A 25,192-nucleotide genomic window follows, 5' to 3' on the forward strand; every position below is an offset into this window, starting at 1 on the left:
CGATAACAAAAAACCGAAGCCAGAAAACTGACTTCGGTTTTTTTATCCCTGGCACGACAAGCGTGGTAATGAGCAATTAGCTGGCTTTACGCTCATGCGCCTGACGGTAAGCCACCAGGTCTTCGATAGTGACCACAGCCATATTGTGCTTGCCGGCAAATTCGATGCACTCCGGCGCGCGCGCCATGGTGCCATCGTCATTGGTCAGTTCGCACAGCACACCGGCGGGTTTAAAGCCTGCCAGCGTCATCAGATCGATGGTGGCTTCAGTGTGACCGCCGCGAGTCAACACACCGCCTGCCTGAGCGCGCAGCGGGAAAACGTGTCCCGGGCGGTTCAGATCGGAAGGTTTTGCGCCATCCTTAATTGCCGCACGTACCGTAGTGACACGGTCTGCAGCGGAAACGCCGGTGGTCACGCCTTCTGCGGCTTCAATGGTCACGGTAAAACCGGTACCATAAGCACTGGTGTTATTTTCCACCATCATTGGCAGATCGAGCTGTTTGCGTCGGTCTTCAGTGATGCACAGGCAAACAATACCGCTGCCGTGACGGATGGTCAGCGCCATCTGTTCAACGGTCATGGTCTCTGCCGGGAAAACCATATCGCCTTCGTTTTCACGATCTTCGTCGTCAAGCACCATCACACCGCGTCCTTCACGCAGCGCAGAAAGCGCATGTTCAACACGTTCGAAAGGCGTACCAAAAGAGGAAAGTAGCGTCTGATTCATGGTAAAAAAACCTCACTAAAATTATGGTTACCAGAATCAGGGCAGTCTTAGGAGTACCGTCTAAGCGGCAAAAAAATAACGTGAGCGGGTCCATGCCCGACTGGATCGTTACTCTCTCCCATCCGGACTCTAACCGTCGGCCCCGGAATTACACCGGATCTGCTGACCTTTGAGTTTGTACCCAAAGCGCTCGCGGGCTTTCAGCATTAAGCTGATTTACCGCCGGTGGGGAATTTCGCCCCGCCCTGAGAATAAGCGGGTTAACTATAACGCTATTGATTACCTTCATCAACGCCTTTACTCGACTTAGCTTCACACAATTCTGGTTTATGCCTGCGCCCATTCGCACTACAATAAGCAGCAACACGTACCAGTTCAGGGAAACCACAATGATTGACCCGAAAAAAATTGAGCAGATTGCTCGTCAGGTTCACGAGTCGATGCCGAAAGGGATCCGGGAGTTTGGGGAAGACGTCGAGAAGAAAATTCGTCAAACGCTGCAGTCACAACTGACCCGTCTGGACCTGGTAAGCCGTGAAGAGTTTGATGTGCAGACTCAGGTTTTGCTGCGTACCCGTGAAAAGTTGGCGCTGCTTGAACAACGCCTGACTGAGCTGGAAGCGCGTGAAAAAACGGCAGAAGTTAAGCCTGCCCCTGCGATCCCCTCAGTCGATCCGCAAGAGTAAAAACGACAACGGGCCGCAAGGCCCGTTTTTCTGTTAGTGTTCCAGTTCGAGTTTCTTCGCCTCTGTCGCCTGCTGGCAGTACAGCGCATAACGTTTACAAAACCAGCTACGATGTTCCTCATCCATATTGCCCGTGACGGCCTGGATATCAACAGGGTGGCCCTCAGCCTGCATCCTGGCAAAACTGCGGGCCAGGAAATCGAAATTGTTCATTGAATACATGTTGCTGTGCATGAGCATACCCTCCAGTTATTGAATATCTGCTAAGGCCATATGCTTTTTCTGATTTCAGTATTTCCCTATACGCGAAATAGTTTTGTACATAATGTGCGCAAATTTATAGCCCAGGCTCACACTTTCCTATGAAACCTACGCCTCGTGCGGAGAGTGAAAAGATGCTGTAGCAAAACGCGACAATCGGCGCCTTTGAGACAGAGCGTCATCGTAAAGCTGAACCGCTGAAAAACAGTCCACAGCCTGTTGAAAAAACCACTGAAGAATAAGAAACAGAAATGCCGGATGGCAACGCTCACGCGTTTTATCCGGCCCACAACCTCGTAGGTCGAATAAGGTGTTTCCACCGCCATCCGGCAAACTTCCCGGCGATTATTTATCGCTGTCTTTTTGGATCTTTTTGATGATATTAGTCGTTGAGCATCCGTCTTCGAAGTTCAGCACCAGCACTTCACCGCCGTTCGCCCACACCTCTTTGCTGCCCGCAATATCTTCCGGCTTATAATCGCCGCCTTTTACCAGCAGATCCGGCAGGATGCCCGCAATCAGACGCTGCGGTGTATCTTCTTCAAAAGAGACCACCCAGTCGACGGCCTCCAGCGCGCCCAGTACGATCATCCGCTGTTCCAGCGGGTTGACCGGACGCGTTTCGCCTTTCAGACGTTTGGTCGAAGCATCGCTGTTTACCGCGACGATCAAGCGATCGCCCAGCTTGCGTGCGTTTGCCAGATAGGAGACGTGCCCCGCATGCAAAATGTCGAACACCCCGTTGGTCATTACCACTTTCTCACCGCGCTTGCGGGCGCTGGCAACGGCCTGTTTCAGCTCAGATTCGCTCATCACGCCAAAGCCAGTATCTGCACGACCGCGCACGGCGTTTTCCAGTTCAATGGGAGAAACGGTTGAAGTCCCCAGTTTACCTACGACAACACCGGCTGCGGCGTTAGCAAAGTAGCACGCTTCTTCCAGAGAGTTACCCGCCGCCAGCGTCGCCGCCAGCACGCCAATAACCGTATCGCCCGCGCCGGTCACGTCATACACTTCCTGCGCCTGAGTCGGCATATGCAGCGGTGCTTTGCCCGGTTGCAGCAGCGTCATCCCCTGCTCGGAACGCGTGATCAGCAAAGAGGAAAGGTCGAAATCAGCAATCAATTTCATGCCGCGTTCCACCAGCTCATCTTCGCTTTTGCACTTACCAACAACCGCTTCAAACTCAGACAGATTCGGCGTCAGCAGCGTAGCGCCACGGTAGCGTTCAAAATCGGTTCCTTTCGGATCGATAAGCACCGGAACTCCGGCCTTACGCGCCAGCGCAATCATCTGCTGCACGCTTGCCAGCGCGCCTTTGGCGTAATCAGAGAGCACCAGCGCGCCGATAGAACCCAGCGCCTGATTAATACGCTCGTGCAACGGCTGCGGATCCACACCTTCAAAACCTTCTTCGAAATCCAGGCGAATCAGTTGCTGGTTACGGGAAAGTACGCGCAGTTTGGTAATCGTCGGATGGGTTGGTACGGAGACGAAATCACATTTTACGTTCACATCCGCCAGCGTTTTGCTCAGCGCACGCGCCGCGTCGTCAATACCGGTCAGGCCCACCAGACGCGAATTCGCTCCCAGGGAGGCAATGTTCATCGCCACGTTTGCTGCGCCACCGGGACGTTCTTCGATGGTATCCACTTTCACCACCGGAACCGGCGCTTCAGGCGAAATACGGCTGGTAGGACCGTACCAGTAGCGATCCAGCATCACATCACCGACAACCATGACTCCTGCACGTTCAAACTCTGGCAGCGTTACTTTCATTCCTGTCTCCTGAGAGATTCTCTGAGGGTCTTAAAATTTGCGCGCGATAATAGCACACTTCACTCGGCAACCAGCCACTTCTGCCAGCTGTCGCGCACCAGCGTACGTTCAGCCTCAAAGCACTCTGGCGCCACATGGCCCGGAAGCTCCTGCAAGGCAAGATGGTGAAGTTCATCACGCAGCGTCGTATAAGCATGGGTAAGCGCCAGCGCCTCCTGCTCTTCCATAATGTCATTTTGCGCCAGTAATTCCAGAATGCGCACGTTATCCGACCAACGCGTCAGCTTCGGTTTTTCATGGGCATAGCGCAGCACCAGGTATTGCGTAATGAACTCAATATCGGTAATGCCGCCTTCGTCCGCTTTGATATCAAAACGATCGCGATGCTTATTGCCTAAATGAGCACGCATTTTCTCACGCATTTCGCGCACCTCGGTTTGCAAGGTTTTTCCGTCGCGGACGAGGGTCATGATATCGCGACGCACCGCGTCAAACTGAGAGGTCAACTGAGGGTCACCGTATACTACGCGCGCGCGCACCAGCGCCTGATGTTCCCATGTCCAGGCTTCGTTGCGCTGGTAATCGGCGAAAGCATCCGCTGAAGTTACCAGCATCCCCGCCGCACCGGACGGACGCAGCCGCGCATCCACTTCATACAAAATACCGGAGGAGGTACGGGTGCTGAAAAGGTGCATAATGCGCTGCGCAAGACGCAGATAGAACTGTCGCCCGTCAATCTCACGTTCGCCATCCGTCATTACATCCATCGGACAATCGTGCAGGAAGATCAGATCGAGATCCGAGCTGTAACCCAACTCCCAGCCGCCCAGCTTGCCATAGCCGACCACGGCAAAACCGCGTCCCTCGCGATCGCCAAGATGGGTGGGTTGCCCGTAGCGAGCAACCATCTGCGTCCACGCCTGCTGGACTACCGCATCAATCATAGCTTCCGCCAGCCAGGTTAAGTGGTCGCTCACCTTCATCACCGGCAGCGTTCCGGCGATATCAGCCGCGGCAATACGCAACAGCTGCGTTTGCTTAAACTGGCGCAGCGCTTCCAGTTGTTGCTCTTCGTCATCTTCCGGCACGCGCAGTAAATACTGGCGCAGCTCATCACGGTAGGCATCTGTCGCCGTGGGTTGATACAGCGTGTTCGGATCCAGCAGCTCGTCGAGCAACAGCGGATAGCGCGCCAGCTGGCTGGCGACCATCGGCGAGGCGGCACAGAGTGAAATCAGGTGCTTAAGCGCGCCGGGAAATTCGCTCAGCAGCTCCAGATAGGTTGTACGGGTGACAATGCCCACCAGCAGCGGCGTAATGCGCGATAGCGGAACTGAGGCGTCGTCACGCGAACAGACATCGCTCAGCAGATGCGGCATTAGATGATCCAGCACCTGGCGTCCGCGTGGGCCAATGGTGCGTTTATCCAGCTCTTTGCGGAAATCCGCGATCAGTGACAGGACGCGTCGCCGATCGTCATCCGCCAGATGCGTCAGCACCGGCGTGGTGTCATCTTCCTGTAAGGCGTCCTGCCACAGTTCGCGCCACTGTTCTGACAGCGACTCCTCCTGAGTTTCGGCTTCGTCATCGCCAATCAGTTCGTTAAATACCCGTCGCACATTGTGCATATGGCTCGCCAGCACATCGGTCAACTGCTGCCAGTCATCAACGTTCATTCCCCACGCCAGCCGCGCACGATTCAGTTCATCACCCGGCAGCGTCTGGGTCTGTTCATCATTGATGCTTTGCAGCAGGTTTTCCAGACGGCGTAAATAGAGATAGGCGGCGCGCAGTTGCTCCGCATCGGTGTCTGGCAACAGGTTTAACGCCTTGATGGCGCTCAGCGTCGGTAACAGTGAGCGGGATTGCAGCGACGGCTCGCGTCCGCCGCGAATAAGCTGGAATACCTGCACGATAAATTCGATTTCACGAATACCGCCCGCCCCCAGCTTAATGTTGTCCTTCAGTCCGCGACGGCGCACTTCACGGGCAATCATCCCTTTCATGTTACGCAGAGACTGGATCACGCTGAAATCGATATAACGACGGAAGACAAACGGTCGCAGCATGGCGCGGAGTTCATTGACGTAAGTGCCATCGGCATCGCCCATAATGCGGGCTTTGACCATTGCATAACGTTCCCAGTCGCGGCCTTGTTCCTGGTAATAATCCTCCAGCGCGGAGAAGCTCAGCACCAGTGGACCACTGTCGCCAAATGGGCGTAGACGCATGTCCACCCGATAAACAAAGCCATCCATTGTGGGCTGATCCAGGACCTTGATGAGCCGCTGGCCCATACGGGTAAAGAACTGCGCGTTATCCAGCTCGCGTCGCCCGCCCTGCGTACTGCCGTGCTCCGGCCAGGCAAAAATCAGGTCGATATCGGAGGAAAAATTCAGCTCGCCGCCGCCCAGTTTCCCCATGCCTAAAATCAGCAGCGGTTGCGCAACACCTTCTGGATTACAAGGCGTTCCCCATTCTCGACAGCAGGCGGCGTATAACCAGTCACGCGCGGCAACGATCAGCGTTTCAGCCAGATGGCTTAGCTGCTGCAAGATACTCTCTTCCGTCACCAGCGACAGCGTCTGCGCCCACGCGATACGCACCATAATGCGACGGCGAAACAGGCGTAGCTCACGCATCAGCGTGTTTTCATCGCTGACGTCGGTCAACGCCTGCTGTAACCAGGCGGCATAGTGTCGCCATTCGTCCGCCTGAGGCGCTGCGGTTTCCAGCTCGACCAGCCATTCAGGATGGGCAATAAGGCTGTCGCGAACAAAATCACTGAATGTAAGCACTGACTTCGCCTGCACGCTAAGCGAGGACTCAGATATTGCTGTTGGCAGCCGCTCAACAACGGTCGGCCAGTACTGCTGTAACGGTGAAGAGAGCTGCTTCATTTATGAGTTATCCTTTGAATAGCGCCAGATGGCGGCCTCAGTCCTGATTATCGTTTTCCGCTGTGCAGCCAGAACGGTTCCAGCGCGATTGCCTCATTACGGAAGTGTTCGATTTCTATATATTGGTTGGCCGCAATGGCGTGTCGCAGGCCCTGCCAGTTGGCGATCCATTCCGAGGCGACATTTTCGTCATAATATCCCGCCAGCATCAGCATGCTATCAATGTTGCGCGTCAGGCGTGGAAGCTGATCGGCATAGCGATCGCCCAGCGGCTGAGCAAAAGCGGTTTTCAGTTCGGCGGCATGGCGCGAGAGATGAATATCTGAGAAACGCTTAAAGGAGTCGGCAATTTTACCCTGCGCCTTCGCATCAAGGAACGGCTGCCATCCTTTGGTTACCAGCCATTCGGTCAGCGCCAGTTTTGCCATCGCCGTTTGTGTGCTGTAAACCGCCGAAACGGCAGAAACGTCCGACGCCATGATTGCTTCCGACTGGGTCAGCAAATCACGTAAGTGAGCGCTCGCTTTTCGTGGCACATTACCGCCAAACAGCATCAGAATGTGGCGCACCAGGTCCATTGCCGCCAGTACCTCGGATTTCGCCCCCTTGACGCCGCGTACCCACAGCTCTTCATGGTACTGCCACTGGGATAATGCCAGCTCCAGCGCCGCTTCCAGACCTTGCTCGATGCTCGCCTTCGCCGGAACCCGCAAAATGCGCGTCGGTTTGAGTTCACGCGGCGCATTCCCCTGAGCCAAATGATAGCCACGCGCCGCTTTGCTCAGGCTGCCCTGACGTAAACCGGTTTGCGAAACCAGCTGATTTGCCAGCTTCAATACCGCACGGGTATCGCCGCTTAGCAGTTCCAGTTCAAGCTCACAGATAGGCTCAGCAAACTCGCCCGCTTTCACTTCCCCAAGGTCGAGGGCTATCTCAATCCGGCTACCGTCAACATCAAGGCACCATTTTTCACGGTAAAAATCGGTGCTAAACAGCGGCTGCACCTGAGAAGCGAGTTCCGTGGGTAGCTTGCCATCAGGCCAGACTTCAGCGGGAAACAGGGCGAGATCCAGCTCAGGCGTGCTCAGCGCAACGTTATATTCTGGTCGCTGATGCAGACCGCCCGTTACCCGTCCGGCAATTTTCATGGTCATTTCATAATGACCGTTTTCCCCGCGAATACGCAGGCCCATATCGTGACCACGCAACCAGGCATCCGGCGTTTCGTAGTAGATATTCAGCAACTGGCTGGGCGCGTGATGCTCTCCTCCCAGCGTATTCAAACGCTCACGTAGCGCATCTACAGCATCACTATTGACGATAAATTTTAATTCGATTTCCTGGGCCATGGTCTTGTACTTATGGGTTATGTCACAGTTGAGAAAACTGACTGCGAACTAAGTTCGTTCTTAATGGTCAAGTAGATAGTATTTTGCGCCAAATTGCCATGCAACGAGCAATTTGACGGGCGTAAAAGTTTCGGGTGGTGGCAAAAAGGACACAGATGATTCCGATTGATGTCGAATGCTTTGCGTAGAGACACTGATGCCACTACTATCGTTCCACTTTCTATGACAATAACGACAGCCTGATGCCAAAATTACGCCTGATTGGATTAACTTTACTCGCACTTAGCGCCACTGCAGTCTCACATGCCGAAGAAAAGCGCTATGTCTCTGACGAACTGAACACCTGGGTCCGCAGCGGTCCGGGAGATAATTATCGCCTCGTGGGTACGGTTAACGCCGGCGAGGAAGTCACGCTATTACAGACCGATGCCAACACCAACTATGCCCAGGTGAAAGACAGCACCGGACGTACCGCCTGGATCCCACTGAAAGAGCTGAACAGTACGCCAAGCCTGCGTACCCGCGTTCCCGATCTGGAAAACCAGGTTAAGACGCTGACAGATAAGCTCAATAATATCGATACTACGTGGAATCAGCGCACCGCCGATATGCAGCAAAAAGTGTCGCAAAGCGACAGCGTGATCGACGGGCTGAAACAAGAAAATCAGAAGCTGAAAAACGAACTTATCGTGGCGCAAAAGAAGGTGAGCGCAGCCAACCTGCAGCTTGATGACAAACAGCGCACCATCATCATGCAGTGGTTTATGTACGGCGGCGGCGTGCTGGGTCTTGGTCTGCTGCTCGGCCTGGTTCTACCGCACATGATCCCAAGCCGTAAACGCAAAGATCGCTGGATGAACTGAATCGCCTTCTCCGCCACACTGACATATGATTAAGGGATGATTTTTTTCAAAAGGAAAGTGGCGTGAAGATTTATCTGGTCGGTGGTGCTGTTCGGGATGCGTTAATAGGGCTACCGGTTAAAGATAAAGATTGGGTCGTTGTCGGCGCCACGCCACAAGAAATGCTCGATGCGGGCTACCAGCAGGTAGGCCGCGATTTTCCCGTGTTTCTGCATCCGCAAACCCGGGAAGAGTATGCGCTGGCGCGAACCGAGCGTAAATCAGGCTCGGGGTATACCGGGTTCACCTGTTACGCCGCGCCGGATGTAACGCTGGAGGACGATCTTCAACGTCGCGACCTGACCATCAACGCAATGGCCCGCGATGACGACGGGAAGATTATCGACCCGTATAACGGAGGCAGCGATCTGCGAAACCGTCTGCTGCGCCATGTTTCTCCCGCCTTTAGCGAAGATCCGCTGCGCGTACTGCGCGTGGCGCGCTTTGCTGCCCGCTATGCGCACCTCGGTTTTCGTATCGCTGACGAAACCATGACATTGATGCGCGACATGACCGCTGCCGGTGAACTGGAACATCTGACGTCAGAGCGGGTGTGGAAAGAAACGGAAAACGCCTTAACTACCCGTAATCCCCAGGTGTTCTTTCAGGTTCTGCGCGACTGCGGTGCGCTGCGCGTTCTGTTTCCTGAAGTTGATGCCCTGTTCGGCGTTCCAGCGCCCGCGAAGTGGCACCCGGAAATCGATACCGGTATTCACACCCTGATGACGCTGTCGATGGCCGCCATGTTAAGCCCCGAGGTCGACGTGCGCTTTGCCACGTTGTGCCACGATCTTGGCAAAGCATTAACGCCTAAAGCGCTGTGGCCACGCCATCACGGTCATGGTCCGGCGGGCGTCAAGTTGGTCGAGCAACTGTGTCAACGCCTGCGCGTACCAAATGACATCCGTGATTTAGCCAAACTGGTGGCAGAGTTCCACGATCTCATTCATACCTTCCCAATCCTGCAGCCAAAAACCATCGTTAAGCTGTTTGATTCCATCGATGCCTGGCGTAAACCACAGCGCGTGGAGCAAATCGCTCTGACCAGCGAGGCAGACGTGCGTGGGCGTACCGGCTTTGAAGCGGCGGATTATCCGCAAGGCAGGCTGTTGCGTGAAGCCTGGCAGGTTGCGCAGGCGGTGCCAACGAAAGACGTCGTTGAGGCAGGATTCAAAGGTCAGGCGATTCGCGAGGAATTGACCCGTCGTCGTATTGCGGCGGTGGCCACCTGGAAGCAAGAAAAGGCGATCGGTTAAAAAAACTTGCCCCTGTAAAGGGGCAAGTAGAGCTCTTATCAGACGGAATTATTCTTTGATAAATTGAATAGAAGAAACTTTATCATTAAAGCCATCACGTATTGCGGCACTGCCGGCCGTGATATCGATATAATTGCCTTTATAATTCCCGTTTGCATATAGCCGGGCTTTGTAACCCTGAGCGACCTGAATTGAAGATAGCGCATCATTGAGGCTGTAAGTTGACAGATCCTTAATGTCACCATCCATAACAAGAGAACGCCCTTCCAGTCCGTAGTCCTCGTAAGCAATTGCCTTGATAATTTTTACGGATGATATCGCATTATTACCACTACTCAGCGCGGAGTTACTTTCCAGAAGCGCTATTTTTGTCCCCGAATAATTACAGTTTGTAAAAGCATTCACACCCAAACTACCCTCAGCAATTTTTACTGAAGAGATAGTGTCATTCATTTTTTTGCCTGTTGCGGATTTAACATCGGCTAAACATGAAATATCATCATTAGTCTGAATATCATCACCCAGATAATTTATATCAGTGTAGAGCGTTGCACCTTTCTCTTTTGCAACTGAGGTAGTCAGAATATCATCAACAATATTTCCTAACTCATAATCTGCCGTATCGCCACTGATATCCCAGATAATCGCACCACCAAATCCTTGCTGGTTGATGTAATCTACTTTTTCACGAATAGATTGCGGATCATCATAGGTTAAAAACTCCTGACTGCCTACGCTATATAAATAAGGAACATGTGACTGCGGATCCCAATACCGTTTGTATTCGCCACTGGCTAGTTTTTCTTTCAGAACATACCACGGGTTGGTGCCAGTATATTGCCCCTCATCATCCCATGCGCCTTTTACAGACGCCTCACCCGGCGCGAATAGCCCCGGCAGTCCCGCTTCAATTTGTGTAGCAGGAACAGACCCCCATCCTCTTCCGTAATATGGAACGCCCATCATTAATTTTTCTTTAGGAATCTGCCAAACATCCGCATATTCACTCATCGCAGAGGAGACATTCAACTTCTGATCGTCATCTTTTTGATTGGCGAAAAGCGGAGCATTGTGGCCCGTTTTTGCATCAAAAGCGCCGTGAATGTCGTATGCCATCACGTTGATACTGTCGAGGTAATCTGCGGTGACAGCCGGGTTAATATAAGCCACATTGTTATGGTTGGTTGTGACAGCGGCAGAAAGTTGATAGTACTTATCGTCTTTGCGCCCCTGCTCATCAAGTTTGGCGCGTAATGATTTGATAAGTTTAGTAAACTGCGCTTTTTCGCTGTCGTTGTCCGGATACTCCCAGTCAATATCCAGACCATCAAAATTCCATGCATGGACATAATCGACCATGCTGTTCGCCAACTTCTCAACGCCTTCATCTGTGCGAGTTGCCGCTTCAAACACGCCTTCCTGTGAGTTATCCCAACCACCAACAGAAAGCATAAACGTGACATTATTTTTTTCTGTAAGCTTGTCAAGCTCACGCATTAAATTAGGCGCCTGCGTAGTATCATGCATCGTCACTACACCGTTTTTAACTACGGCAAAACCATAGTTAAGATGGCTCAGGCCCTTATAGTTCACCTTATCGGGGGTAAAGTAATTATGCGCCTCGTAAACCCCCCATTCAGGAAAATAGCCAATCACTTTGCGCTGTGATTTAACCCTTTTCTTCTCACTATTTTGCAGTTCTTCCGCTTTCTGCCCTGTATAAGGGGTAAACTGAAATTCTGAGTAAATGTTAAAATTGACTTTATCGCCCTTTTTCCATACAGAATCCGTGGAAGGACTAACCCCTTGATCAACCCACCATTGCGCCGTCCAGTAATAGCCCAGGAAGCGAACTTTCTCTCCACCTCTATAGGTAGAGTTTGGATCATAAGGCTGAGATATAATAGCAAGCTCATCTTTGGCGGCAATAATTCCATAGGTTGAACCCGGAAAGTTATTCTGACTTTCGTCAGTATAGGCTTCCCAGGTATTTCCCAAATCTTTCGAAATCATCATCCAGGCATCAAGGCCAGAAAAACTATTGGTATCATCGTTATGCGTAACAGAAGCCGCAGATGCCAGGAAAGGAACCCCTATGGCGGCAAAAATAACTGACTGTGCAATCTTGTTTAATTTCATAACTTACTCCATTCAAACGCCATCCATTTAAGAAACAAATATATGTAAATTTAACTTTGCTGCAGTCACATTATTTAACAAAGAAAATAAAGCATACAACTTTTTATGCAGTGTTTAATTAAAAATAAGATTAAAGTGATGAATTAATTTCCCATATAAATCATCTGTACCATAGAATGCTGGCACAACAATTATATACAGTATATTAATTAAAGCGGATTATTCATTTTAAAAATGAAAACATCCTGTAAACAAACAGGATGTTTTCATCAAATTATTCAGAAAAAGACCACATAGACGGCGGCCGCAACAATAAAGCGGTAAATCGCAAACGGAATAAACGAGATGCGTTTAATCAGTTGCAGGAAGGTTTTGATCGCCACCAGCGCCACGATAAACGCTGTCACGAAACCGACTGCAAACATCGGAATATCTGACGCGCTGAGGAAAGACCAGCTCTTGTAGAGATCCAGGACGGTCGCGCCCATCATCATCGGCACCGCCAGTAGGAAAGAAAACTCAGATGCCGCGTAACGACTCACCCCCATCAGCATACCGCCAGAAATCGTCGCCCCGGAGCGGGAAAAACCCGGCCACAACGCCAGACACTGGAAACAACCGATCATAAACGCCTGGCGATAGGTCATATCATCCAGCCCCGGCGCGCGCGGCTCTTTCGGCTTCAGGCATTCTGCGGCTATCAGCAGCAGGCCCCCTACCACCAGCGCATACATCACGTTGATCGGGTTAAACAGAGATTTGATGGTATCGTGGAAAATCAGCCCCAGGACAACGGCCGGAATCATCCCGAGCAGGATATGACCCAGCGTCAACCGACCTTTGCCAGTACCTTCGTGTGGGGCTTTGCCAAAGTGAATGCCAATCAGGCCAAACAGACGTCGCCAGAACATCACCACAACGGCCAGAATAGAGCCCAGTTGGATCACCACTTCAAATGTTTTTGCGGTATCACCCTCAAAACCCAACAGGTGGCCAACAATAATCATATGGCCGGTACTGGAAACGGGTAAAAACTCCGTCAAACCTTCGACCACACCCAAAATTGCCGCCACCAGCAGCGAGTGCATATCACTCATCAATAAACCCCTACATAAAGAAACCACGGCAAAAAAGAGCCGACGAAAGGACCCTTTTATACCTGTTTGTTTTAGAAATTATTAAATTAATTATTTTCTTTCAGATTATTGCCACGCTCAATGATAACCCCGACGTTTGCCGCACGCGCCACCGCGCCAGGCTTACTGAGTTTGATACGCACCCATGGGGAATTAAAGCGACTCAGCAGGAGGTCCGCCACTTCTTCCGCTACGCGCTCTACCAGCGCAAAACGTCCGCCTTCCACATGATTAACAACCGTTTGAGCAATATCAGCATAGCTCAGGCAATCAGCGACATCATCGCTTTTAGCCGATTTACGGTTATCCCATGCCATTTCGATATCGAACACCAATTTTTGCTCGATCGTTTGTTCCCAGTCGTAAACACCGATAGTGGTGATTACTGAAAGTTGCTCTATAAATACAATATCCATCACGACCCGCCTGCTTTTTGACTAACCCGGATACCACTTCCGGCGAAATATGCGTATTATCCATAGAAGTAGCGTTTTACACGACATTTTCAAAACGGAACAGCTTATGAGTGCAATCGCGCCTGGAATGATTATCTTCGCGTACCTCTGCGGCTCTATTTCCAGTGCCATTCTGGTATGCCGCCTCGCTGGATTGCCGGACCCGCGTGACAGCGGCTCCGGCAATCCGGGCGCGACAAACGTGCTGCGCATCGGTGGTAAGGGAGCCGCCGTCGCCGTACTGATTTTCGACGTACTGAAAGGCATGTTACCCGTCTGGGGCGCCTATGCGCTAGGCGTCAGCCCCTTCTGGCTGGGATTGATAGCGATCGCTGCCTGTCTGGGACACATCTGGCCGGTATTCTTCGGCTTTAAGGGTGGGAAAGGCGTTGCCACCGCCTTTGGCGCAATTGCGCCAATTGGTTGGGACTTAACGGGCGTAATGGCGGGAACCTGGCTGCTGACCGTCTTGCTCAGCGGCTATTCGTCGTTGGGCGCTATCGTCAGCGCGCTGATCGCTCCCTTTTATGTCTGGTGGTTTAATCCCCAGTTCACTTTCCCGGTTTCCATGTTATCGTGCTTAATTCTGCTACGTCACCATGACAACATTCAGCGTCTGTGGCGCCGTCAGGAGCCGAAGATCTGGACTAAACTGAAGAAAAAACGCGAAAGAGATCCTGAGTGACGGTACTGCCGGATGGCGACGCTAAAGCGTCTTATCCGGCCTGCAACCTACGGGATTTGATACCCTTCCACTGGCTTGCCTAATCTGTGCTGGCACCACGTCGCCAGAAACTCCACACACACGCGAAGCTTCACGCTGCGATACAGCGGCTCCTGATAAACCGCCCAGATATTGGCGCTCTGTGCATAGTCCGGAAGTACACGCACCAGTTCACCGCTTGCCAGAAACGGTTGTACGTCCCATTCGGAACGCAACATGATCCCTTTTCCCTGCAGCGCCCACTGCAACACAATCTCACCGCTGTTCGATGAAAGATGCCCGGCTACCTTGACCGATTTTTTCTCCTGACCGTTATCCAGCTCCCACACTCCGTGGGTCATATCGCGTTCTTTGGTGACCAGACAATCGTGCCGACTTAATTCCTGTAGCGTCATCGGCTCGCCATATTTTTGTAAATAGGTCGGGGCCGCACACAATATTCTTTTGTTTTTCGTTAACAAATGCGCAATATAATAATCAGGGATTTCATCATTAATACGAATATCTAAATCGATATTATCCTGCGCCAAATCAATTTGCCGATCGTAAAGCTCAAAATGCACCTGTAACTCAGGATAACTATGCATCAGTTCGGTAATGGCCGGCGCAATATAGCTGCGCCCAAAGCCAAAGCTACAGCCGATACGAATCATCCCCGCCGGGCGCGTTTTGATTTGCGTGACGTCATCAACCAGATGCTGGTAGCCCGCGAGGATCGCCTGCGCATGTTCATAGCAACGTTGACCACTTTCCGTTAACGCCACGCCGCGCGCAGAGCGGTTAAGCAACGTCGTCCCCAGCGTGGATTCGAGAATTTGAATACGTTTTGTCACAAACGCAGGCGTCTGCCCCAGCGTGGCGGCAGCGGCGCTAAAGCTGCCGCTATGAACAATTTCAACCAGCACCTGCAGGTCTTTCGCCAGGGGATACGTGTTCAGCATGGTCGGTATATCCGTAATGTTGTTAACCGCAGTGTAATTCCCTCACGCATATTAAACCCTGCCTTTGCGCAATTTTTATTGCCTTACCTGGACATCATTCACGAACTGTTAATTGGATATTCACAGTGGCAAATAATATAAAACCACACTTTTAGTGATAGTTTGTGGCGGAGAATTTATTTCCAGAAAATAAAAGAACTGGAGTTTACAAGATGAGCAATCAAAATAACCAAAATGCGATAAATACGCTGACAAACATTGTCGCGAACTTTACCGCCATGATTTCTACCCGTATGCCCGACGACGTGGTGGATAAATTAAAACAGTTGCGGGAAGGCGAAGACTCGCCGATGGGTAAAATCATCTACCACACCATGTTTGACAACATGCAGAAGGCGATTGATCTGAACCGTCCGGCCTGCCAGGACACCGGCGAGATTATGTTCTTTGTAAAGGTCGGTTCCCGTTTTCCGCTGTTGGGTGAGCTGCAAAGCATCCTGAAACAAGCCGTTGAAGACGCCACGGTCAAAGCGCCGCTGCGCCATAACGCGGTAGAGATTTTTGACGAAGTGAATACCGGCAAAAATACCGGCACCGGTGTGCCGTGGGTTACCTGGGACATCATTCCTGACAATGATGACGCGGAAATCGAAGTCTACATGGCAGGCGGCGGCTGTACCCTGCCAGGACGCTCGAAAGTGTTAATGCCTTCAGAAGGCTACGAAGGCGTAGTGAAATTTGTCTTCGAAAATATCTCCACGTTGGCCGTTAACGCCTGCCCGCCGGTGCTGGTGGGCGTAGGCATTGCCACCTCAGTAGAAACTGCCGCAGTGCTTTCCCGTAAAGCGGTGCTGCGTCCTATCGGCTCACGTCATCCCAACCCAAAAGCGGCCGAACTGGAACTGCGTCTGGAAGAAGGACTTAACCGCCTGGGTATTGGTCCGCAGGGGTTGACCGGCAATAGCTCCGTGATGGGCGTGCATATCGAATCCGCCGCGCGCCACCCGTCGACTATCGGCGTTGCTGTTTCCACCGGCTGCTGGGCGCACCGTCGCGGCACGCTGTTGGTTCATGCTGATCTCTCCTTCGAAAATCTGTCTCACACCCGGAGCGCGTTATGAAAAAGATCCTCACCACCCCGATTAAAGCCGAAGATCTGGAAGATATTCGCGTTGGCGATGTCATTTACCTGAGCGGTACGCTGGTGACCTGCCGCGACGTGTGCCACCGTCGCCTGATCGAACTGAAGCGCCCAATTCCTTATGATCTGAACGGCAAGGCTATTTTCCACGCAGGCCCAATCGTGCGTAAGAACGGTGATAAATGGGAGATGGTCTCCGTCGGTCCAACCACCAGTATGCGTATGGAAGCTTTTGAGAAAGAGTTTATCGAGCAGACCGGCGTCAAGCTGGTGGTCGGTAAAGGCGGTATGGGACCGTTGACAGAAGAAGGCTGCAAGCAGTTCAAAGCGCTGCATGTGATCTTCCCGGCAGGTTGCGCCGTACTGGCGGCCACTCAGGTTGAAGAGATTGAAGAAGTGCACTGGACGGAGCTGGGCATGCCGGAATCCTTGTGGGTATGTCGGGTCAAAGAGTTCGGCCCGCTGATTGTGTCCATCGACACCCACGGCAACAACCTGATCGCCGAAAACAAAAAGCTGTTCGCTGAACGCCGCGATCCCATCGTGGAAGAGATTTGCGAGCACGTGCACTACATCAAATAACCCTTCCGGAGAGGCACAGAGCCTCTCCCCTTTCGCAGGGATATCACAATGGCACCTTTAGCTGGTTGGTGGCGATACCTGGCTCCGCTGGTGGTCATCGCCATTATTGCTGTTTTACCCGTCCCCACCGGTCTTGAGAGCCACACCTGGCTCTATTTTGCCGTCTTTACCGGTGTGATTGTGGGGCTCATTCTGGAACCTGTACCCGGCGCGGTCGTAGCGATGATTGGTATTTCGATCATCGCCGTACTTTCACCGTGGATCCTGTTCAGCCCGGAACAACTCGCGCAGGACGGTTTTAAATTTACCGCCAAATCGCTGTCGTGGGCCGTTTCTGGCTTTTCTAACTCGGTGATCTGGCTGATTTTCGCGGCCTTTATGTTTGGTACCGGCTATGAGAAAACCGGTCTCGGTCGGCGTATCGCGCTGATGTTAGTGAAAAAGATGGGGCACCGGACGTTATTCCTCGGTTACGCGGTGATGTTCTCCGAGCTTATCCTCGCCCCCGTCACGCCTTCCAACTCCGCGCGCGGGGCCGGGATAATCTACCCGATTATCCGCAACCTGCCGCCGCTGTATAACTCACAGCCCAATGACGCCAGTTCACGTTCTATTGGCTCCTACATCATGTGGATGGGCATTGTCGCCGACTGCGTCACCAGCGCGATTTTCTTAACGGCGATGGCGCCGAACCTGCTGCTGATCGGCCTGATGAAAGGCGCATCTCATACGGCGCTCAGTTGGGGCGACTGGTTCTTGGGTATGCTGCCGCTGAGCATTTTACTGGTGCTGATCGTGCCCTGGCTGGCATATGTGTTGTACCCGCCGGTGCTGAAATCCGGTGATCAGGTGCCGCGCTGGGCGGATACAGAATTAAAAGCGATGGGACCGCTCTGCGCACGTGAGAAAAAGATGCTCGGGCTGATGGTCGGCGCGCTGGTGTTGTGGATCTTCGGTGGCGATTATATTGACGCCGCAATGGTCGGTTACAGCGTGGTGGCATTGATGCTGGTACTGCGCATCATCAGTTGGGATGACATCGTCAGCAATAAAGCCGCATGGAACGTCTTTTTCTGGCTGGCCTCGTTAATAACCCTGGCGACCGGGCTGAATAACACCGGTTTTATTACCTGGTTCGGCAAGCTGCTGGCAAACGGGCTGAGCGGCTATTCACCGATCATGGTGATGGTGGCGCTCATCGTGGTCTTTTATTTACTGCGCTACTTCTTTGCCAGCGCCACGGCGTATACCTCCGCCCTTGCGCCAATGATGATCGCCGCCGCGTTGGCGATGCCGGAAATCCCGTTGCCGGTCTTCTGTCTGATGGTCGGCGCCGCTATTGGCCTGGGCAGTATTCTGACTCCCTACGCCACCGGCCCAAGCCCTATCTACTACGGCAGCGGCTATTTGCCAACGGTTGACTACTGGCGGCTGGGCGCTATTTTTGGCCTGATTTTCCTCGTGCTGCTGGTGATCACCGGTCTGGTCTGGATGCCTCTCGTTTTACAGTAAAATCCCATTGGGGCGACGTCTTGTCGCCCCTTTATCCATAAGCTTCTCATATGATCGATTTCCCGATGTGCTGAGGCATACTTTTTTGTACGCAAACACCCTCATGCTGATAAGGGAAACGCTCTGGACACGCTGGCGCACGAGACACTCACACGAGGCTGGCAGGCCGAACTGGATCTGCACTTTACCCGCACCGGGCACAAAACGGTGCTCGCCTCGGCGCGTCACTATGGACCTTTGACGGTTCAACGTCCGTTTTATCCCGAAGAAGAGGTATGTCACCTCTATTTGCTTCATCCACCTGGCGGGATCGTCGGCGGGGATGAGCTACATATTTCCGTATCACTCGATGAAAACAGCCATGCGTTAATCACTCAGCCCGGCGCGGGAAAATTTTATCGCAGCCGTGGGCCGCAGGCGTTGCTACGCCAGCATTTCACGCTCGCCCCGCACGCCACGCTGGAGTGGCTGCCGCAGGATACGATCTTCTTTCCCGGCGCTAATGCCACCGTCCAGTCCGTATTTCATCTGACGTCCGCAAGCCATTTGCTGGCCTGGGATCTGCTGTGTCTCGGACGCCCTGTCATGCAGGAAACGTTCAGCCACGGCACGCTACAAAACCGTCTGGAAGTGTGGCGGGATGGGCAACCGCTACTGATAGAGCGTTTGCAGGTGCAGGCAGGGAATCTGAGCGGCGTCGCACATCATCCCTGGATTGGTACGTTGCTGTGTTACCCGGCCAATGAACACATGCTGGAGGGAACGCGCGAGCGGCTTACGCCATTGGGGGATTATGCCGGGGCAACGCTTAACGACTCGCTGCTGACAATCCGCTTTCTGGCGAACGACAACCTGATTGTTCAGCGCGTTATGCGTGACATCTGGCAATTTCTGCGCCCGCTGCTGACACACAAAGCGCCCATGCTACCGCGAATCTGGCAAACCTAAGAGGCCCATTATGGAACTGACCCCCAGAGAAAAAGACAAGCTGTTGCTGTTTACCGCCGCGCTGGTGGCAGAACGTCGCCTGGCCCGCGGACTGAAGCTGAATTACCCGGAATCAGTGGCGCTGATTAGCGCTTTCATCATGGAAGGGGCGCGCGACGGGCAAACCGTGGCCGCGCTGATGGAAAACGGGCGTCACGTGCTGCGCCGCGATCAGGTGATGGAAGGCGTACCAGAGATGATCCCGGATATTCAGGTTGAAGCCACATTCCCGGACGGTTCGAAACTGGTCACCGTCCACAACCCGATCGTCTAAGGAGCGGCAATGATCCCAGGTGAGTATCAGATCTCAGCAGGCAACATTGCGATCAATCAGGGGCGCGAAACCTGCACGATCGTAGTGGAGAATCACGGCGACAGACCCATCCAGGTGGGATCGCACTATCACTTTTACGAGGTGAACCCAGCGCTGCGCTTTGACAGGGCAGCTACGCGGGGCTTTCGTCTGAACATTGCCGCAGGTACAGCGGTACGTTTTGAACCGGGGCAAAAGCGCGAAGTCAAACTGGTGCGCGTCGCTGGCGCACAAAGGATGGTGGGTTTTCGCAGTGAAGTGATGGGCGCGCTGGAGGCAGATAATGAGTAACATTTCCCGCCAGGCGTACGCCGACATGTTTGGCCCAACCATCGGCGATAAAGTACGTTTGGCGGATACTGACCTGTGGATCGAGGTAGAAAAAGACTTCACCACCTACGGCGAAGAGGTCAAATTCGGCGGCGGAAAAGTGATCCGCGACGGTATGGGCCAGGGACAAATGCGCGCCCAGGCGTGTGTGGATCTGGTGATAACCAACGCGCTGATCGTTGATCACTGGGGGATCGTCAAAGCGGATATCGGCATCAAAGACGGCAGGATCTTCGCCATCGGCAAAGCGGGTAATCCCGATATTCAGCCCAATGTCACAATCCCGATAGGCGTAGGAACAGAAGTCATCGCCGGAGAAGGCAAGATCGTCACCGCGGGCGGCGTGGATACGCATATTCACTGGATCTGCCCGCAGCAGGCGCAAGAAGCGCTGGTTTCAGGCGTGACGACGATGATCGGCGGCGGTACTGGTCCGGCCGCAGGCACCAATGCCACCACCTGCACACCGGGCCCGTGGTACATCGCCCGCATGCTGCAGGCGGCAGACACGTTGCCGGTTAACATCGGTTTGCTGGGCAAAGGCAATGGTTCAAACCCTGACGCCCTGCGCGAGCAAATCACTGCCGGCGCCATTGGCCTGAAGATCCACGAAGACTGGGGCGCCACGCCTGCCGCTATCGACTGTGCGCTGACCGTGGCCGACGAAATGGACATTCAGGTGGCGCTGCACAGCGACACGCTCAATGAGTCCGGTTTTGTTGAGGATACGCTGGCAGCGATCGGCGATCGCACCATTCATACCTTCCATACCGAAGGCGCAGGTGGCGGCCATGCGCCGGATATCATCACCGCCTGCGCACATCCGAATATTTTGCCCTCCTCCACCAACCCGACGCTGCCTTATACCGTCAACACCATCGACGAGCATCTCGACATGTTGATGGTCTGCCACCATCTCGATCCGGATATCGCTGAAGACGTCGCCTTCGCCGAATCGCGCATTCGCCAGGAAACGATCGCTGCCGAGGATGTGCTGCATGATATTGGCGCATTTTCCCTGACCTCGTCCGATTCACAGGCAATGGGGCGCGTGGGCGAAGTGATCCTACGTACCTGGCAGGTGGCGCACCGCATGAAGGTTCAGCGTGGTCCGCTGGCAGAAGAAATCGGCGACAACGACAATCAGCGTGTTAAACGCTACATCGCCAAGTACACCATCAATCCGGCGTTGACCCACGGTATCGCCCACGAAGTCGGCTCGGTTGAGCCCGGTAAACTGGCCGACCTGGTGCTGTGGTCGCCGGCCTTTTTTGGCGTAAAACCGGCGACCATCGTGAAGGGCGGGATGATCGCCTGCGCGCCGATGGGTGATATCAACGCCTCAATCCCTACCCCGCAGCCGGTGCATTACCGCATGATGTTCGGCGCGCTTGGCGCAGCGCGGCATCAAACCCGTCTGACTTTTATTTCACAGGCTGCCGACGCGCAAAACGTCCCGCAGCAACTTAATTTGCAAAGCGCTATCGCCGTCGTCAAAGGCTGCCGGACGGTAAAAAAGGCTGACATGATCCACAACGCTCTGCAGCCTAATATCACCGTCGATGCCCAGACCTACGAGGTACGCATTGATGGTGAACTGATTACCAGCGACCCGGCAGACGTTTTGCCGATGGCGCAACGCTATTTCCTGTTTTAAGGAGTGAGGATGATCTACCTGACCCAACGCCTTGACCACGCCCACCGCGTCACCGCAAGCGTCACGCTACCCATTGATGTTCGCGTAAAAAGCCGCGCCAGAGTGGCGCTGAGCGATGGCCGCGAAGCCGGATTAATGCTACCGCGCGGTTTACTGTTACGCGGCGGCGATCTGCTGACTACCGACGATGGCCGCGAGGTGATCGAAGTGATCGCCGCGCCGGAGTCGGTTTCCGTCGTGCGCTGCGCCGACCCTTTTTTGCTCGCCAAAGCCTGTTACCACCTTGGTAATCGCCACGTACCGTTGCAGATCCTGCCCGATGAACTGCGCTACCACCACGATCATGTGCTGGACGATATGTTGCGCCAGTTCAACCTCGAGGTGGCGTTTGCCCAGTTGCCGTTTGAGCCGGAAGCGGGTGCCTATGCGAGCGAGTCACACGGGCATCATCACGGCCATGCGCACTGATGCATAGCACCCAACAGCTGCGCCTGATGCAGCTCGCCAGCAGCAGTCTCCCGGTGGGATCGTTTACCTGGTCTCAGGGTCTGGAGTGGGCGGTGGAAATCGGCTGGGTGAAAAGCGTCGATGACTTCTCTGACTGGCAAATTCAGCAGATGGAGCACAACTTTTTTACCGTCGACTTACCGCTGCTGGCGAGATTGTATCGCGCCTGTGAGCAGGACGATCTCGCCGCCGCGCGCCGCTGGACCGCTTACCTGCTGGCCTGTCGGGAAACCCGCGAACTGCGGGATGAAGAACGCAGCCGGGGCATCGCCTTTACGCGGCTGGTCACCGACTGGGAACCAGACTGTTCCCGGGAATGGCGCACGCTCTTTACCGACAGCCAGCTGTGCGGCATGGCCTGGCTGGGCGTACGCTGGAAAATCCCCCTGACGAACCTGGCATTAAGCCTCGGCTACAGCTGGATTGAGAGCGCAGTGATGGCAGGCGTCAAACTGGTTCCCTTTGGCCAGCAGGCGGCGCAGCGGTTGATTATTTCGCTTGGCGATCGTTACGCGCAAGGTCTGGCACAAGCGCTGGCGTGTCCTGATGCCAGCCTCGGATCCGCAACGCCGTTAGCCGCCATCGCGTCTGCCCGGCATGAAACCCAATATTCCCGCTTATTCCGTTCCTGAGGAGAAAAAATGAGTGATTACAAGCATCCCCTGCGCGTGGGCGTTGGCGGCCCGGTTGGCTCCGGCAAAACGGCGCTGCTGGAAGCGTTATGCAAAGCCATGCGCAGCAGCTATCAACTGGCGGTCGTGACTAACGATATCTACACCAAAGAAGATCAGCGCATTCTCACCGAAGCAGGCGCCCTGGAACCGGACAGAATAGTTGGTGTGGAAACTGGCGGCTGTCCACATACCGCCATCCGCGAAGATGCGTCGATGAATCTGGCCGCGGTCGAAGCGCTGAGCGAGAAATTCGGCAACCTGGATCTGATTTTTGTGGAAAGCGGCGGCGATAACCTGAGCGCCACCTTCAGCCCGGAATTAGCGGATCTGACAATCTACGTGATTGACGTTGCCGAAGGCGAGAAGATCCCGCGTAAAGGCGGGCCGGGGATCACCAAATCCGATTTTCTGGTGATCAACAAAACCGATCTGGCCCCTTACGTAGGCGCTTCGCTGGAGGTGATGGAACGCGATACCCTGCGCATGCGCGGCGAGCGTCCGTGGACGTTTACTAACCTGAAGGCGGGCGACGGTCTGGCGACGATTATTGCGTTTCTGGAAGAGAAAGGAATGTTGCGGGTGTAGCGTAGTTTATCGCCGGGAGGCGGCTTCGCCTGACCCGGCCTACGGTTTTGTTGGCCCGGTAAGTAAAGCCACCACCGGGCAAAAAACTCACGCCGCCGGTAATTCCGCCAGCGGCCAGCGTGGACGTACGGTCACGCCAAGATCCGCCGTTGCGCCCGCTTTAAAACGCACCATACCCGCATAGGCGATCATCGCCCCGTTGTCGGTACAAAATTCCGGGCGTGCATAGAACACTTCGCCGCGGCGTTTTTGCATCATTTCGGCAAGCTTCGCGCGCAGCGTGCGGTTAGCGCTCACGCCCCCCGCCATCACCAGACGTTTAAAACCGGTGTGATCCAGCGCGCGTTTGCACTTGATCATCAGCGTATCAACCACCGCATCTTCAAACGCTCGGGCAATATCTGCACGCGTTTGATCGTCATTTTCGTTATTACGAATCGTATTCGCGGCGAAGGTTTTCAGGCCGGAGAAGCTGAAATCCAGTCCCGGACGGTCGGTCATCGGACGCGGGAAGACAAAGCGTTTTTCCACACCCTGTGACGCCAGCTTAGACAGCATTGGGCCGCCAGGATAATCCAGCCCCAGCAGCTTGGCGGTTTTGTCGAACGCTTCACCTGCCGCATCATCAATCGATTCGCCCAGTAATTCATACTGACCGATACCGGTGACGCTGATCAATTGCGTGTGCCCGCCGGAAACCAGTAGCGCGACGAACGGAAAAGCAGGAGGATTCTCTTCCAGCATCGGCGCCAGCAGATGCCCTTCCATATGGTGCACAGGAATTGCCGGCACGTCCCAGGCGAACGCCAGTGAACGTCCTACGGTTGCGCCGACCAGCAGCGCGCCAACCAGACCAGGACCTGCGGTGTACGCCACCGCATCGATCTCTTTTGCCGTGAGTCCCGCTTCTTTCAGCGCGGCCTGAATCAGCGGTACGGTTTTACGTACGTGATCGCGCGAGGCCAGTTCTGGCACTACGCCGCCGTAGTCAGCGTGTAATTTCACCTGACTATACAATTGGTTGGCTAAAAGACCTTTTTCATCGTCGTAAATGGCGATGCCGGTTTCATCGCAGGATGTTTCAATACCCAGTACACGCATGACTTGTTTTACCTCGCTCTATTACCGCGCAGTGTAGGACCAATGCGGGTTGATGTAAAACTTTGTTCGCCCCAGGCGCATGCCTCGTGTATACTCCTTGTCCTTATAAAAGTCCCTTTCAAAATCGCGTGGGTGCTTTACAAAGCAGCAGCAATTGCAGTAAAATTCCGCACCATTTTGAAATAAGCTGGCGTTGATGCCAGCGGCAAACCGAATTTATTAAAGGTGAGAGTTACATGCCGGTAATTAAAGTACGTGAAAACGAGCCGTTCGACGTAGCACTGCGTCGCTTCAAGCGTTCATGCGAAAAAGCAGGTGTTCTGGCGGAAGTTCGTCGTCGTGAGTTCTATGAAAAACCGACTACCGAACGTAAGCGCGCTAAAGCTTCTGCTGTGAAACGTCACGCGAAGAAACTGGCTCGCGAAAACGCACGCCGTACTCGTCTGTACTAATTCATTGAGAGCTAAAGCTCTCAATTCAGACTGAGTTGTAGTTGTAAGGCCGTGCTTCCGGAAGGAATGCGCGGCTTATTTTCGTTTATACAT

25 protein-coding genes and 1 riboswitch are annotated in these 25,192 nt (G+C 53.7%); of the genes, 15 read left to right on the forward strand and 10 right to left on the reverse strand.

The genetic code is table 11. The annotated features are described in order from the left end of the window. Nucleotides 1–76 precede the first annotated feature (76 nt). Entirely contained in the window at nucleotides 77–730 is a 654-nt protein-coding gene (gene ribB / locus JSN25_RS01985) for a 3,4-dihydroxy-2-butanone-4-phosphate synthase (RefSeq protein ID WP_038633931.1), read from the reverse strand. Between the two features lie 106 nt (nucleotides 731–836). Continuing rightward, a riboswitch (FMN riboswitch) is annotated at nucleotides 837–987 on the reverse strand. A gap of 132 nt (nucleotides 988–1,119) precedes the next feature. On the opposite strand from ribB, the gene ubiK reads away from it, so the two are divergent. Continuing rightward, entirely contained in the window at nucleotides 1,120–1,416 is a 297-nt protein-coding gene (gene ubiK, locus JSN25_RS01990; RefSeq protein ID WP_038633935.1) for a ubiquinone biosynthesis accessory factor UbiK, read from the forward strand. Nucleotides 1,417–1,449: 33 nt separating this feature from the next. Here ubiK and glgS read toward each other — a convergent pair whose 3' ends face one another. The 4 genes from glgS to JSN25_RS02010 form a co-directional block, all read right to left on the reverse strand. Continuing rightward, nucleotides 1,450–1,656: a cell surface composition regulator GlgS gene (gene glgS, locus JSN25_RS01995; RefSeq protein WP_087856824.1), complete on the reverse strand. Its 207-nt coding sequence runs from the start codon at nucleotides 1,654–1,656 to the stop codon at nucleotides 1,450–1,452. A 366-nt stretch (nucleotides 1,657–2,022) separates the two neighbouring features. Then, nucleotides 2,023–3,456 carry a bifunctional D-glycero-beta-D-manno-heptose-7-phosphate kinase/D-glycero-beta-D-manno-heptose 1-phosphate adenylyltransferase HldE gene (hldE, locus tag JSN25_RS02000; RefSeq protein ID WP_038633941.1) on the reverse strand — a complete coding sequence of 478 codons (1,434 nt, stop codon included), beginning with the start codon at nucleotides 3,454–3,456 and terminating at the stop codon, nucleotides 2,023–2,025. A 59-nt stretch (nucleotides 3,457–3,515) separates the two neighbouring features. Beyond that, the gene (gene glnE / locus JSN25_RS02005; RefSeq protein ID WP_204525412.1) at nucleotides 3,516–6,356 is read right to left on the reverse strand and encodes a bifunctional [glutamate--ammonia ligase]-adenylyl-L-tyrosine phosphorylase/[glutamate--ammonia-ligase] adenylyltransferase; all 2,841 of its coding nucleotides are present in this window, start codon (nucleotides 6,354–6,356) and stop codon (nucleotides 3,516–3,518) included. Between the two features lie 47 nt (nucleotides 6,357–6,403). Further along, nucleotides 6,404–7,705: a CYTH domain-containing protein gene (locus JSN25_RS02010; RefSeq protein ID WP_038633946.1), complete on the reverse strand. Its 1,302-nt coding sequence runs from the start codon at nucleotides 7,703–7,705 to the stop codon at nucleotides 6,404–6,406. A gap of 242 nt (nucleotides 7,706–7,947) precedes the next feature. Here JSN25_RS02010 and JSN25_RS02015 point away from each other — a divergent pair, with 242 nt between their 5' ends. Further along, entirely contained in the window at nucleotides 7,948–8,568 is a 621-nt protein-coding gene (locus JSN25_RS02015; RefSeq protein ID WP_038633948.1) for a TIGR04211 family SH3 domain-containing protein, read from the forward strand. A 62-nt stretch (nucleotides 8,569–8,630) separates the two neighbouring features. Next, nucleotides 8,631–9,863 carry a multifunctional CCA addition/repair protein gene (locus JSN25_RS02020; RefSeq protein WP_121529559.1) on the forward strand — a complete coding sequence of 411 codons (1,233 nt, stop codon included), beginning with the start codon at nucleotides 8,631–8,633 and terminating at the stop codon, nucleotides 9,861–9,863. 48 nt (nucleotides 9,864–9,911) lie between these two features. Here the strand turns inward: JSN25_RS02020 and JSN25_RS02025 are convergent, their stop codons facing one another. From JSN25_RS02025 to folB, 3 genes are all read right to left on the reverse strand, one after another. Continuing rightward, the gene (locus JSN25_RS02025; protein WP_137347609.1) at nucleotides 9,912–12,002 is read right to left on the reverse strand and encodes a glycosyl hydrolase family 18 protein; all 2,091 of its coding nucleotides are present in this window, start codon (nucleotides 12,000–12,002) and stop codon (nucleotides 9,912–9,914) included. A gap of 278 nt (nucleotides 12,003–12,280) precedes the next feature. Further along, a complete protein-coding gene (gene bacA, locus JSN25_RS02030) occupies nucleotides 12,281–13,099 on the reverse strand; it encodes an undecaprenyl-diphosphate phosphatase (protein ID WP_085048716.1) in 819 nt (272 codons plus the stop codon). A gap of 86 nt (nucleotides 13,100–13,185) precedes the next feature. After that, nucleotides 13,186–13,554: a bifunctional dihydroneopterin aldolase/7,8-dihydroneopterin epimerase gene (gene folB / locus JSN25_RS02035; protein ID WP_038633959.1), complete on the reverse strand. Its 369-nt coding sequence runs from the start codon at nucleotides 13,552–13,554 to the stop codon at nucleotides 13,186–13,188. Nucleotides 13,555–13,660: 106 nt separating this feature from the next. On the opposite strand from folB, the gene plsY reads away from it, so the two are divergent. Next, on the forward strand, nucleotides 13,661–14,278 hold the full coding sequence (gene plsY, locus JSN25_RS02040; protein WP_003828443.1) for a glycerol-3-phosphate 1-O-acyltransferase PlsY: 618 nt from the start codon (nucleotides 13,661–13,663) through the stop codon (nucleotides 14,276–14,278). Between the two features lie 47 nt (nucleotides 14,279–14,325). Here plsY and ttdR read toward each other — a convergent pair whose 3' ends face one another. Next, complete coding sequence (ttdR, locus tag JSN25_RS02045; protein ID WP_069324353.1) at nucleotides 14,326–15,258, reverse strand: L-tartrate utilization transcriptional activator TtdR; 933 nt, start codon at nucleotides 15,256–15,258, stop codon at nucleotides 14,326–14,328. A gap of 212 nt (nucleotides 15,259–15,470) precedes the next feature. On the opposite strand from ttdR, the gene ttdA reads away from it, so the two are divergent. The 10 genes from ttdA (at nucleotide 15,471) to ureG (ending at nucleotide 23,546) form a co-directional block, all read left to right on the forward strand. Beyond that, nucleotides 15,471–16,379 (forward strand): L(+)-tartrate dehydratase subunit alpha, encoded by a 909-nt coding sequence (gene ttdA, locus JSN25_RS02050; protein ID WP_038633966.1) that lies wholly within the window; start codon nucleotides 15,471–15,473, stop codon nucleotides 16,377–16,379. Beyond that, nucleotides 16,376–16,981, forward strand: coding sequence for a L(+)-tartrate dehydratase subunit beta (ttdB, locus tag JSN25_RS02055; RefSeq protein ID WP_006688017.1), 606 nt, complete (start codon nucleotides 16,376–16,378; stop codon nucleotides 16,979–16,981). The genes ttdA and ttdB overlap by 4 nt, the downstream gene beginning before the upstream one ends. A 48-nt stretch (nucleotides 16,982–17,029) precedes the next feature. Then, nucleotides 17,030–18,493, forward strand: a complete 1,464-nt coding sequence (locus JSN25_RS02060; RefSeq protein ID WP_069324355.1) for an anion permease — start codon at nucleotides 17,030–17,032, stop codon at nucleotides 18,491–18,493. Nucleotides 18,494–18,616: 123 nt separating this feature from the next. Then, the gene (locus tag JSN25_RS02065) at nucleotides 18,617–19,441 is read left to right on the forward strand and encodes an urease accessory protein UreD (RefSeq protein ID WP_199979407.1); all 825 of its coding nucleotides are present in this window, start codon (nucleotides 18,617–18,619) and stop codon (nucleotides 19,439–19,441) included. Nucleotides 19,442–19,451: 10 nt separating this feature from the next. Continuing rightward, nucleotides 19,452–19,754, forward strand: a complete 303-nt coding sequence (locus JSN25_RS02070) for an urease subunit gamma (RefSeq protein WP_137398602.1) — start codon at nucleotides 19,452–19,454, stop codon at nucleotides 19,752–19,754. A 9-nt stretch (nucleotides 19,755–19,763) separates the two neighbouring features. Next, a complete protein-coding gene (locus tag JSN25_RS02075) occupies nucleotides 19,764–20,084 on the forward strand; it encodes an urease subunit beta (protein ID WP_204525413.1) in 321 nt (106 codons plus the stop codon). Beyond that, nucleotides 20,077–21,780 carry an urease subunit alpha gene (gene ureC / locus JSN25_RS02080; protein ID WP_204525414.1) on the forward strand — a complete coding sequence of 568 codons (1,704 nt, stop codon included), beginning with the start codon at nucleotides 20,077–20,079 and terminating at the stop codon, nucleotides 21,778–21,780. Before JSN25_RS02075 ends, ureC begins: the two co-directional genes overlap by 8 nt. Before the next feature lie 9 nt (nucleotides 21,781–21,789). Continuing rightward, the gene (ureE, locus tag JSN25_RS02085) at nucleotides 21,790–22,248 is read left to right on the forward strand and encodes an urease accessory protein UreE (protein ID WP_042311069.1); all 459 of its coding nucleotides are present in this window, start codon (nucleotides 21,790–21,792) and stop codon (nucleotides 22,246–22,248) included. Next, entirely contained in the window at nucleotides 22,248–22,919 is a 672-nt protein-coding gene (locus JSN25_RS02090; protein WP_038633984.1) for an urease accessory protein UreF, read from the forward strand. Before ureE ends, JSN25_RS02090 begins: the two co-directional genes overlap by 1 nt. Before the next feature lie 9 nt (nucleotides 22,920–22,928). Further along, nucleotides 22,929–23,546, forward strand: a complete 618-nt coding sequence (gene ureG / locus JSN25_RS02095; RefSeq protein WP_038633986.1) for an urease accessory protein UreG — start codon at nucleotides 22,929–22,931, stop codon at nucleotides 23,544–23,546. An 87-nt stretch (nucleotides 23,547–23,633) separates the two neighbouring features. Here ureG and tsaD read toward each other — a convergent pair whose 3' ends face one another. Continuing rightward, the gene (tsaD, locus tag JSN25_RS02100) at nucleotides 23,634–24,647 is read right to left on the reverse strand and encodes a tRNA (adenosine(37)-N6)-threonylcarbamoyltransferase complex transferase subunit TsaD (protein WP_042311072.1); all 1,014 of its coding nucleotides are present in this window, start codon (nucleotides 24,645–24,647) and stop codon (nucleotides 23,634–23,636) included. A gap of 236 nt (nucleotides 24,648–24,883) precedes the next feature. Between tsaD and rpsU the strand changes: the two genes are divergently transcribed. Next, complete coding sequence (gene rpsU, locus JSN25_RS02105) at nucleotides 24,884–25,099, forward strand: 30S ribosomal protein S21 (RefSeq protein WP_001144069.1); 216 nt, start codon at nucleotides 24,884–24,886, stop codon at nucleotides 25,097–25,099. Nucleotides 25,100–25,192: the final 93 nt, after the last annotated feature.

This window comes from Citrobacter cronae (assembly GCF_016893685.1).
In the GTDB taxonomy this organism is placed as follows: Bacteria; Pseudomonadota; Gammaproteobacteria; order Enterobacterales; family Enterobacteriaceae; genus Citrobacter; species Citrobacter werkmanii.